The sequence below is a fragment of the Mucilaginibacter sp. KACC 22063 genome (assembly GCF_028736115.1).
GTDB lineage: Bacteria > Bacteroidota > Bacteroidia > Sphingobacteriales > Sphingobacteriaceae > Mucilaginibacter.
Window position 1 is genome coordinate 2,603,059 of record NZ_CP117877.1, and the last position, 11,169, is coordinate 2,614,227.

The 11,169-nt window shown below is 41.3% G+C and carries 12 protein-coding genes; 9 read left to right on the forward strand and 3 right to left on the reverse strand.

Features of this window, described 5'->3' with window-relative positions; all coding sequences use genetic code 11:
- The first annotated feature begins 7 nt into the window (after window positions 1-7).
- From PQ461_RS11070 to tssD (PQ461_RS11100), 7 genes are all read left to right on the forward strand, one after another.
- Window positions 8-595, forward strand: a complete 588-nt coding sequence (locus PQ461_RS11070) for a Crp/Fnr family transcriptional regulator (protein WP_274205567.1) — start codon at window positions 8-10, stop codon at window positions 593-595.
- 52 nt (window positions 596-647) lie between these two features.
- Window positions 648-1,100, forward strand: a complete 453-nt coding sequence (locus PQ461_RS11075; protein WP_274205568.1) for a DoxX family protein — start codon at window positions 648-650, stop codon at window positions 1,098-1,100.
- Between the two features lie 80 nt (window positions 1,101-1,180).
- The gene (locus PQ461_RS11080) at window positions 1,181-2,161 is read left to right on the forward strand and encodes a helix-turn-helix transcriptional regulator (protein WP_274205569.1); all 981 of its coding nucleotides are present in this window, start codon (window positions 1,181-1,183) and stop codon (window positions 2,159-2,161) included.
- 97 nt (window positions 2,162-2,258) lie between these two features.
- Window positions 2,259-3,323, forward strand: coding sequence for an alkene reductase (locus PQ461_RS11085; RefSeq protein WP_274205570.1), 1,065 nt, complete (start codon window positions 2,259-2,261; stop codon window positions 3,321-3,323).
- Between the two features lie 72 nt (window positions 3,324-3,395).
- Window positions 3,396-4,283 (forward strand): NAD(P)H-binding protein, encoded by an 888-nt coding sequence (locus PQ461_RS11090; protein ID WP_274205571.1) that lies wholly within the window; start codon window positions 3,396-3,398, stop codon window positions 4,281-4,283.
- 231 nt (window positions 4,284-4,514) lie between these two features.
- Entirely contained in the window at window positions 4,515-4,916 is a 402-nt protein-coding gene (tssD, locus tag PQ461_RS11095; RefSeq protein WP_274205572.1) for a type VI secretion system tube protein TssD, read from the forward strand.
- Window positions 4,917-4,966: 50 nt separating this feature from the next.
- The gene (gene tssD, locus PQ461_RS11100; RefSeq protein WP_274205573.1) at window positions 4,967-5,359 is read left to right on the forward strand and encodes a type VI secretion system tube protein TssD; all 393 of its coding nucleotides are present in this window, start codon (window positions 4,967-4,969) and stop codon (window positions 5,357-5,359) included.
- A 54-nt stretch (window positions 5,360-5,413) separates the two neighbouring features.
- On the opposite strand, the gene PQ461_RS11105 is transcribed toward tssD (PQ461_RS11100), so the two are convergent.
- Window positions 5,414-8,203, reverse strand: a complete 2,790-nt coding sequence (locus PQ461_RS11105) for a T9SS type A sorting domain-containing protein (RefSeq protein ID WP_274205574.1) — start codon at window positions 8,201-8,203, stop codon at window positions 5,414-5,416.
- A 147-nt stretch (window positions 8,204-8,350) separates the two neighbouring features.
- Here PQ461_RS11105 and PQ461_RS11110 point away from each other — a divergent pair, with 147 nt between their 5' ends.
- Window positions 8,351-8,629: a DUF3820 family protein gene (locus tag PQ461_RS11110; protein WP_274205575.1), complete on the forward strand. Its 279-nt coding sequence runs from the start codon at window positions 8,351-8,353 to the stop codon at window positions 8,627-8,629.
- Window positions 8,630-8,709: 80 nt separating this feature from the next.
- Window positions 8,710-9,378 carry a peptide-methionine (S)-S-oxide reductase MsrA gene (gene msrA / locus PQ461_RS11115; RefSeq protein WP_274205576.1) on the forward strand — a complete coding sequence of 223 codons (669 nt, stop codon included), beginning with the start codon at window positions 8,710-8,712 and terminating at the stop codon, window positions 9,376-9,378.
- Window positions 9,379-9,398: 20 nt separating this feature from the next.
- Here msrA and corA read toward each other — a convergent pair whose 3' ends face one another.
- Window positions 9,399-10,520 (reverse strand): magnesium/cobalt transporter CorA, encoded by a 1,122-nt coding sequence (gene corA / locus PQ461_RS11120; RefSeq protein WP_274205577.1) that lies wholly within the window; start codon window positions 10,518-10,520, stop codon window positions 9,399-9,401.
- The gene (locus PQ461_RS11125) at window positions 10,520-11,134 is read right to left on the reverse strand and encodes a WbqC family protein (RefSeq protein ID WP_274205578.1); all 615 of its coding nucleotides are present in this window, start codon (window positions 11,132-11,134) and stop codon (window positions 10,520-10,522) included. The genes corA and PQ461_RS11125 overlap by 1 nt, the downstream gene beginning before the upstream one ends.
- Between the last annotated feature and the right edge of the window lie 35 nt (window positions 11,135-11,169).

The following is an 11,169-nucleotide window of genomic DNA, read 5'->3' on the forward strand; positions in this document are numbered from 1 at the left end:
TGAGGGCATGCCGGTACCAAATGATATTTTAAACCAGATCCGCTTATATTTCGACAGCACTTCAAACCTTGCGGATATGGACTGGGAGTTGTTTGCGTCAAAATTAATTCCGGTGGCCTATCCTAAAAAGCATTTGCTGTTAGCAGCCGGTAAAACCGAAAATTATCTGTCGTTTATTGAAACGGGCATGGTACGTTTTTACATCCCTAAAGAAACCAGCGAACTCACGTTTTCTTTCGGGTTCGAAAACAGCTTTATCAGCGGTTACGATTCCTTTTTAACACAGCAGCCATCAAGCTACAACATAGAAACACTTGCACCAACAGTACTCTGGCGACTGTCGTACCACGACCTTCAATCCATTTATGCCGACACTGCAATAGGTAATTACATTGGCCGCAAGGCAAGCGAGGAGCTGTTTTTAAGAAAGAGCAAGAGGGAGTTATCTTTATTAAATGATAATGCCGAAACGCGCTACCTCAACTTATTTACTGAGCAGCCAAAACTGATAAAGCAAATCCCGCTGAAATACATAGCCTCCTATATTGGCATTACACCGCAAGCTTTAAGCCGTATCAGAAAGTCAATTAGTTAACATAGGTTCATTGTTTGGGGCAGCCATGCTGGTGATATTTGTCTTAAAAAAGATGAAACCGCTAATCATATTAATAAGTGTGTTTGCCCTGTCGTTGGTGATAAATAAGCTTTTTTACGGGGGATATAACTTTAGCTTATCGGGCAAAATTGCCATGTCGGCTATGTTGCTGTTTACCGCCATAGGCCATTTTGCCTATACCAAAGGCATGACCATGATGTTGCCGTCGTTCATCCCGTACAGAACCGAGTTAGTGTACCTAACCGGCTTAATGGAAATTGCTGCGGGTGTGGCGCTGCTTTTCCCGGCGATAAGTATGGTTACAGGTTGGCTGTTAATTGTTTTTTTCGTCCTGTTGCTTCCAGCAAATATTTATGCTGCCTTTAATCATATTAATTATCAGAAAGGCAGTTTGGATGGTAGCGGAATTAACTACCTGTGGTTCAGGGTGCCGCTGCAAATACTGTTTATACTTTGGGTTTATTTCTCTGCCATTAAACGCTGAAGGTTAGTAGAGACGAGCGAAGCAGAATATTTTAAGGAATGCAGTAGTAATTTTTTATTTTTATGAGCTACCTGTAACTTATGATCTTCAGCTTTACATCGACTCCCGACTTTGATTTCATGACGTATTTTGCCCGGCACATAGGGGTAACGGTAAATGATAACCTGCTGATCATTCCCGAACATTTAGGACAGGGACATATTCGCAAAATAACATTTGGTGCAGAGTTTAAGATTACGATGCACCATTATGTATTAAAAGAAGACCTTATCATCAAACGGAATACATCAGGCCAGGGAAACGAGCTGATTACCATTTTCTTTTATAGCAATGAGCAGGCGCTGGGGATAGCTTATAATAATGATGCGCAGGTTCAATTTTCCGAACGCGACGAATCTGCCATCCAGGTTACCTCTAATGACCTCAACTCAACCATACGTTTTCCCGAAGGGCATACCATTGATTACGTGGTGATCGCCATAATGCCATCCTATTTAAAAAGCCTGCTGGCTTTAAATAAACTGAATTCCACACTGGAAACCATAACCACAACCGGGAAGACATTCCTGTTTTTTGAAAACATGACGGCGCAGGCAAAGTTGCTGCTTAAAAACCTGAACGCAGTTGACATGAGTGATGATCTTAGCCAGTTTTACATGCAGATTAAGGTGCAGGAGCTACTTTACCTGCTTTTTAAAAAGCTATCTGCACGTGAAAACATACCGCATCAAAACATTAATAATGCCGATGCTGCCAGGCTGCTTCACATCCGAAATGAGATCATCAGCGATTTAAGCACCCCACCGGTTTTGCATGAACTGGCCCAAATTGCTGCCATGAGCGAAACTAAATTAAAACAACTTTTTAAGCAATCTTTTGGCGACACCATTTATAACTATTATCAGCGGGCAAGAATGGAAGAAGCGGCCTTTTTATTAAAACAAGGCAGGCGTTCTGTTGCCGAGGCTGGTTACGAATTAGGTTTCTCTAACCTCAGCCATTTCAGCCGGTTGTTTGAAAAACATTACGGCCTTACCCCTAAAAGATTTTCTCAAGCTTAATCCTTCTGTCGTATCGGACTGATTTTACGTCCCTTCCTGCTATTATCAGCATCAGATAACGTGCACTTTTGCTATGTAAACAAAAACATACTGCAAAATGAAAAAGTTATTCTTGCCTTATAGCAAAGCCACACTACAACTAAAAAATCATGTAGTAATGGCACCAATGACCCGCAGCCGGGCAATTAACAATGTGCCAAACAACCTGATGGCTACCTATTACCATCAGCGTACAGGGGCAGGGCTAATCATCACAGAAGGAACCTCTCCAAGCCCGGAAGGTTTAGGTTATCCACGCATTCCCGGAATTTTTACCGAAGAACAGGTTGAAGGATGGAAACTGGTTACTAAAGCCGTTCACCAAGGCGGTTCAAAAATATTTCTGCAGATTATGCATACCGGCAGGGTTGCCCATAGCTCAAACTTACCGGAAGGTTATCAGGTTGTTGGCCTTTCAAATGTAAAAGCCACAGGAGAGATCTATACAGAGACTGGAATGTTTGAATATTCAGACCCTGCAGCACTTGATGCTGCAGGTATCGAAAAAATTATTAATGACCATGTAAAAGCTGCTGAAAATGCGATAGCTGCCGGTTTTGACGGTATTGAACTGCACGGTGCACATGGTTACCTTTTAGAGCAATCTTTAAATCCGCATGTAAATAACCGCACCGATAATTATGGCGGATCGATTGAAAACCGTAGCCGGTTAATTTTAGAAATTACACAAAAAATTGCAGCCGCTATAGGTGCCGATAAGGTGGGCTTGCGCATTTCGCCGTACCTGGCCACTAATGGTATGCCAACTTATGACCAGACAGAAGTACACAATACGTACATTTATTTGGCCGAAGAGATGAACCGTATAGGTATTGCATACCTGCATATCTCTAACAATCCGGGCATACCTGAAAAAACCCATCAGGCTATTCGCGAGACATTTGCTAACACCATTATTTACTGCAATGGCTTTACAGCAGAAACCGCCGAAGAAAGTTTACAGAATGGTTCTGTTGACCTTGTTGCCTTTGGCCGAAGCTTTTTAGCGAATCCAGATTTTATGAGGAGGATAGAAAAAAACGCCCCCTTAAATGAGCTGGATTATAATACCCTGTATACTCCAGGCGCAGAGGGCTATACCGATTATCCAACATTGGATTAAATAGCCATTAATTAAACACAATAATATTATGTAATCGAACTGACATTCATCAATACTTAAAATAATTATACCATGAAAATTATAACAACAGGCTCATTAGGAAATGTAGCCCAACCATTAGTAAAAAAACTGATAGCAGCCGGACATGAAGTAACGGTTATCAGTACTAATGATGATCGTAAAAGTGAAATTGAAGCATTAGGCGCAAAAGCAGCAATTGGTTCCATCGCTGACGTTGAGTTTCTGACCAATACATTTACAGGTGCCAATGCAGTTTATATTATGATGCCACCTTCATTAGGACCGGGTAATATGATACAAAATATAGCAGCTGCCGGGCAAGCATGTGCTGATGCAATTAAAGCTACCGGAGTGATCCGTGTGGTACTGCTAAGCAGTGTTGGTGCAGATGCCGAGCATGGTACCGGGCCAGTAGGAGGTGTGCATCGTGTAGAAAAAATATTCCGCCAGTTAGCGGGTGTAAATATTACTGTTTTGAGATCGGGTTTCTTCTTTGTTAACTTTTTCAGAGATATACCGCTTATCAAAAGCAGAAATTTGTTCGGGAATAATTATAGCGGTGATGACCAGTTGGCTTTAACCCACCCTAATGATCTGTCATCTGCAATTTCCGAAGAGCTGCAAGCAAATGGAAACGGATTTGAAATAAAATATGTGGTAAGCGATGTTGCTAACGGTAATGAAATAGCCAAGCAGCTTGGTGCGGCTATTGGCAAGCCGGATTTAACCTGGACCAACATTCCGGATGAGCAGCTGAAACAAGGTATGATGTCTGGCGGAATGCCTGCTGAATTAGCTGACTTAATTACTCAACTTGGCCAGGGAGTAAAAACTGGTATTGTGATGAAAGACTTTTTTGAAACAGGTGGTAAAGTAACCGGTAAAATAAAGCTGGAACAATTTACACAAGAGTTTAAAAACCGCTACGAACAAGCCTGAATCTAATTCCACCGGGACGGTATGCTGTCCCGGTGATTGCTTAAACATTCGGCTTTGTGGTTACCAATAGTATTAAATGATTTTATATCGATAGTAAGAGTTATTTAAAAATAATCTTTAATTATTTTTATTTCGGCAAACAATATAATGATAGGTTTGTAGTTAAATGTAAGTAAGCTCAAAGTTGAGCTTAAAAACTTTATTACATATTAACCTTTAAAATTTATCGTTATGGCTTTCAAAGCAAGATTAAATTTTTCGGGCAAAGAGTACGATGTGCTGAATTGCTCGTATGCCTTAAACCGCGATGTAGACTCCAAAGGACGCCCGTCTTCAGGAGTATATGGCGGCACCATTGACATCGAAGTAGAGTCAACAGAAGACACTTCGATTATCGAAGCGATGGTCAACAACCAGTACAAACCCGTTACCGGTACACTGCTGATCAAAAAATCAGAAGAAGATGCAAAAATGAAAGAACTGTCATTTGAAGACGGTTACATTGTGAAGTACTCAGAAGGGCTGGACATTACCGGCGAAACCCCGATGAGCTACAAGTTCACCATTTCTGCACGCAAGCTGAAATTAGGCAATGCCGAGCATGTGAACGACTGGCCAGGCCGCACGAATTAATTAAGGGGTAAGTACACACCCAATCGTATTACATTCTAAATTTTACTACTATGGCTTTCAAAGCAAGAATCAATATAGGCTCAAAAGAATTTGATGTGCTGCAATGCAGCTATGCCCTAAGCAGGGACGTTGACGCTAAAGGCCGCCCTTCATCAGGCGTATACGGCGGTACGATACAGGTTGAAGTAGAATCAACCGAAGATACCTCGGTGATCGAATCAATGGTGAACAACCAGTACAAACCGTTGAACGGAACGATCACCTTCAAAAAGTCGGAAGAAGACGCCAAGATGAAGGAGCTGACGTTTACAGAAGGCTACATCATCCAGTACAACGAAGGCTTATCGATTGTGGGCAATGCCCCAATGTCATTAAGCTTTGTGATCTCGGCCCGTACCTTGAAGATCGGCAACGCCGAACACGAGAACGACTGGCCGAAATAAAAAATCGCTGACAGTATTTTAATTATTGTCACAACGTTGAGCAGTAAATCAAGGCTAATTTATTTTTACCAGCTTTTTAACAGTCCGGTAATTGCCTTGATTTACTTCAACAAAATAAACGCCCGCAGGTATTTCTGATAGTTCTATCCTTGCTGACACTTTCTCTCCGTTGGCTTCACCATTCATTATTCTGTATATTTTAGCATTTGCAGAACTGTAAAGCTTTACTACAGCCCTTTCTATAGAAGTAGTTTTGTAGCTTACATTTACATAACCAACTGTTGGGTTTGGATAAAGTACAAGCTGTTGAGAAAGTGAGGTTTTTTCCATTATCTTTTTAGGATCATACATCAAATTCATGGCCTTTAATGAGTCGCTAACAGCGCCGACAGGTAGTACAAAGGCCGGCGTTTCTGTAACAGTCATAGTTAACTGGCCGGCTGTCAGCTTAACTTTTTCTACATCCATTGTATCGCTACCTGCCTTTGGGTGATAGATCTTTGCTGAATCGGCATTGCCTAAATCTAAAGTATACTGAGCAGTGCGCCCTTTTTCATCAGGCACTGTGAGAACATATGCTTGCTGGCCGTTTAGTTCATACCGGTCTACAACCGGGTTGTTGTTTAAGGTTTGCCTGTAAGTATAGTTGCCAATTAAATGATTTACCTGATAAATATAATCTGCAGCAGGCTTACGGGTATGATTGGCGTTGATTAAACCGGATGATGCAAACTGAACCGGGCTTAATGCATTATCATCATACATTTCGTAAAAGAATACACGCGCTATGCCGCTTTTTGCATATTGCAGAGAGGATCTCAAAATCCAGTCGGCTTGTGTTTGCAGCGCTGTTTTTTCACCTATTGCAATGGCTTTGTACGGGCTGCCCTGGTTAATATCATAGCCCACTTCAGTTACCCAAACAGGCATATCACCGGCGTATCGATGCGCCATTTGCACAAATTTGTCTGCCACCTGACTTGTATTAGAAACCTCCGGTGCTGCACCCCGTGTGGCACCGCCTGCCTGTGAGTTTTGGGCATCATTAGCATACAGGTGATAATTAATAATATCCCAGCATAGGTTTACTTCGCCATTTGCTTTAAAACCCCGGTGCTGTTTACACCAGTCGACCATGCCCTGTACATATTGCGGGTCGGCGGCTGCCAAACCACCCATAACTACCATTATATCCGGATCCGCGTTCTTTACACCAACGCCAGGCCCCATCGTATTTTTATTACCATCGTAAAAAGCAGATAGGTTAGCTGCATATTCGTAAGAAGTTTGATATGCTTTTCTGCCTTTCCACCACTTATCTCGTTCGTTGTCGCATTCTATGTATTTCACCAGGTTTAATCCACGCTTTACTACGTTCACAGGGTCATTTGTCCAACGTGGCGTAGCATTAACACTTAGATTAGTACTGTCAACAGCTGCGTTGCTGCCATAACGTGCAGCAAACTGATAAGCCACTTTTGCCTGATCGATATATGACATAGGATCAGAAAAGTCTTTTCCATATTTAATAGGGACGTTCTCCGCATCACGCTGGTCTTCGGGATAAGTGGCCAGCATCCAGTCGGGCAGTGTTTTCAAATCGGCTAAGATTTCGATACCATCCTGTTTACAGCGTTGATAGATAGCATCATAACTCCATCCGCCGCTATGTACAGGCGAAAAGGTATAAGATCCCTCTGATGATTCCAGTTTCTGCCAGTCCATATAATGGCGTACCTGGGTAAATGATTTTACCGCTTTCATACGGTTTTCATCAATAACCATCGGATTATTAGGATCCTCGAAATCCCACTCAAAGGCATTTACACCGAAGTAATTTTTAAGCGGATAGTTTTTTTTTATAGCTGGAGTAGGAGCTGTACCGGCCTTATAAGTTCCGTAAAGTTCCATTTCCGTCGGAAACATATACCAACAATTTAAAACCAGGTACTTTACATCGGTAATAACGCTGTCTAATTTAAACAAGTCTTCGCCCTGTGCATCTTTATCCGGGTAGGGGCCAACCCAGGTATTGTACCGGCTGCCTGTAAACCTAGCAATTTCCTTACGTTCGCCTTTGCTGTTCACAACAGATAAAGTAAGGGGATAAGGCCCTAAACTGCCCTCTCCATCATAAAACTTAACCTTATAAAGATTAATAATCTCTCCATCTGCAACCGGATAGTAGGCATCATAGTTATTAAACATTTTACCCCATCCTGTATTGACATTAATATTTGTAATACTATCAAAAAGACCGCCTAAGCCATCGCTTACATTATTTAGCTGATACCATCTGGAAGGCTCAATAGGTATTTTAACAATAGTCGTATCTTTTTGAGCTGTGCTTAAAGGAGGCGGGATATTTTGAACCAGTGTGCCAGGATAGCCATAAGCAAATACCTTCATAGGAATGTTGTTACTGAACTTATGGATCATCACAGCATCGGCTTCCATCGCATAAGGCAAAACCAGATCGACAAACGTCATATAGGTTTCGCCGGTGAAAAGCCCCACAAAAGTTTTTGTATTTCCGTTTACTATGTAGATAGAATCGGGTTTATCAATAAAAACCCCTGTGTAATCATAAAAAGAAAGCTTAGTGATTTTACTGTGCGATTGCAGCTTAAGCGTTACATCAACGTATTTAAAGTTATTTAACCATACGTTTTCTACAAGGCTGTCCAGATTGTCGTTTAACCAGGGGCTGTAATCTTGTCCCGTATCTTCACTGGGTATAGCCGAAACAAATTTTAGACGTTGCTCTGTTTGAGCAAGTGCTGGTAAACAAAGGGTGATAAATAAAAAACAGAATAACAGGCCGCGCATAACTAATCTCTCCACGGAATTTTATACGTATTAAGTAACATACATGTTACATATATGAATTAACTGTTAATGAGCTTAAATGGTTCTTCTATGCATGAATTTTAAAAGCTCAGATGCTATTTCAAAAGCATTTATTTAGATCTATAGCTTTATATTTACGCCATGCAGCCAGCTAAGCCCGACAATACCGTATTGATTGATGTTTTGCAAACCAAGATGCCTTTTGGTAAATACAAAGGGACACTAATTGCAGACTTACCGGTTTATTATTTGGAGTGGTTGCAAAAAAATGGAATGCCACCAGGTAAATTAGGGATGCTTTTGTCAACCACTTATGAAATAAAGATAAATGGCATGACTACATTACTTAATCAGTTAAAGGCAGCATTAAAAGGACATCAGCAGCCGGGCACAACAACTACAATTCCTAAAATTACTTAAGCGGAAATTGCATTAAACTTACAAATGGTTCCAACTGTGGTTTAGCAAATTACGTTTATACTAATAACGTAATACTAACCATGAAAAAACTATTTGTATATATCATCTGCCTGTTTACAGCCTATAGCTGTGCAAACGGATCAGCGCCGCGCAATCAGCAAGATAATGACCATGATTTTGCTACCGTACCTAATCCGAAACCAGGAGAAGCTGTAGCTACGTTTGGTGGCGGTTGTTTTTGGAGCATGAGCGAAGCATTGTCTGAACTTAAAGGTGTTGACCAGGTAGTTGCCGGTTTTGCGGGCGGCACCACTAAAAACCCAACCTATGAGGATGTTTGCACACGTACTACCGGACATGCAGAGGTGGTGCAGGTTTACTATGATCCAACTAAAATTAGCTTTGCAACTCTGGCAGAGGCTTTTTTCTATGCCCATGATCCTACAACACTGAACCGCCAGGGACCAGATGAAGGTACTGATTATCGTTCTATTGCCTTTTACCGCACACCACAAGAAAAGCAAACGCTTCAGCAAGTGATTGCCAAGGTAAACGCAGGCAAGTACTATTCGGGAAAGGTTGTTACACAGGTTGAACCTTTTAAAGTATTTTATCCTGCCGAAAAATATCACCAGGGTTATTACCGCTCACATGGCGACAGCCCCTACATACAATCTGTATCAGTACCGAAGGTATTAAAATTCAGAAAAGCTATACATGATCAGTTAAAGCCTGAGTTTCAAAAGTAAGAGCAGATAAACAGGATTACTTAAAGCCGGTTAAACCAACCCTTTTTCCAGAATACAAATACCTGTATGGCTGCAATAATCAGCATAGCTGCCATGGTGTAAACATAACCATGATGCACATACAGCTCTGGCATATTATCGCGTATCAGGTGTCCATGTTCGTCCTGGCGGGAAAAATTCATGCCGTATATACCCGCAATAAAAGTAAGCGGAATAAATATGACTGAAATGATGGTGAGTACCTTCATAATCTCATTCATCCGGTTACTTACCATTGACAGATACAGGTCTATTACATTGGATGTGATTTCCTTATAACTGTCAATCAGATCCATGATCTGGATGCTATGGTCATAGGCATCACGCAGATAGTTTTTGGTTTCTGCGTTTATAAGGGGGCTATCGGTACGGATCATATCATTGATCTTGTCCCGTTCCGGCCAACTTACGCGGCGCATCATAATCAATTCGCGTTTGATATGCTGTGCATTATACATTACCGTTTTGTCTGCTTTTTGATAAAGATAATCCTCAATATCATCAAGCGCCTCGCCAATGTCTGCAAGCACTACAAAATATTCATCAATAATGGTGTCCATTAAAGCATAGCACATGTATGCAGGGCCTGCCGTGCGGATAACGCCTTTACCGGCCTTTAAACGTTCTGTGACCATCTCAAAACGATCATCATAGGTTTCTTCAAAGCTAATGATCAGGTCGTCTTTTACAATGGCAGAAAACTGGGTGTTTACCAGTTGCTTTTCATCAGAAAACTCAATGATACGGCTGGTGGCAAAAAAGTAAGTTTCGTAATCATCAAACTTTGGTCGCTGATGCGTATTGGCAATATCTTCAAGCACCAATACATTTATTTTTAACACTTCGCCTACCTGCTCAATCAGGTGTGCATCGCCCAGGCCGTTAATCTTTATCCAATGCGTATGTTCGCAGCACTTCTCAAACTGCTCAATAATAACTGATATACTTTCTCCCGAAGACGTTACCAGTTCATTCCCATTGTATGAAAATACCGTAATCCGGGGCTTAAGTGCGTCTTCAGGGATACGGATCATGCCAGGGGTATCACCAACCCGGCCAGCCCGGCGGTGCTTTATGCGTGATCTTTTTACCAGTTTATTCATTATAAATAGTTAACAGCGTGCGGACCCTGGTTAAACAGTAAGTCCACAATACTCAGGTTTTTTAAAAAACCTTCGCGCTCTTCAAAAACCTGAAAGTATGGTTTTTGTTCAAAATCACTCTCTTTTTTAGGATGTATGCTATGCCTGAAATCTGCTACCGCTTCCGGATACTTAGCTTCATAGGTTTCAGTATAATTAAAGCTCACTTTTAATTTTAACAATTTAGTGATCAACTCCAGCAATTGCTGGTTATAATCAAACAAATAAGCAGGCTTATCTTCATAGAAAGAGGCGAAATCATCTTCATAATATTCAAAGTATGCCGAACGCCGGTAGCAAGCCTGTAAACTCATCCAGTGCAGTCGTTGCCAGTTAAAGTCATAGCTTATTTTTACATCCTTTACATCAGTATGTACTTTTGAGCCTTTTACAACCGGTACCACCAATGCCAGCAGCCCATCGGGCGAATATATATGTGCACGGTTACGATAGGTTTGTTTCGGAAAGTGTTCATATTTTTCAACGTATAAATCGGGCTTATACTGGTTGATTTTAGAAAAACACTCAACCGGAGGAAGATAAAACATGGGCAGCAGCGCACCTTTTTCAATCATATACTTTATGTTTGTGCTAAATTCGGTTCGAAATT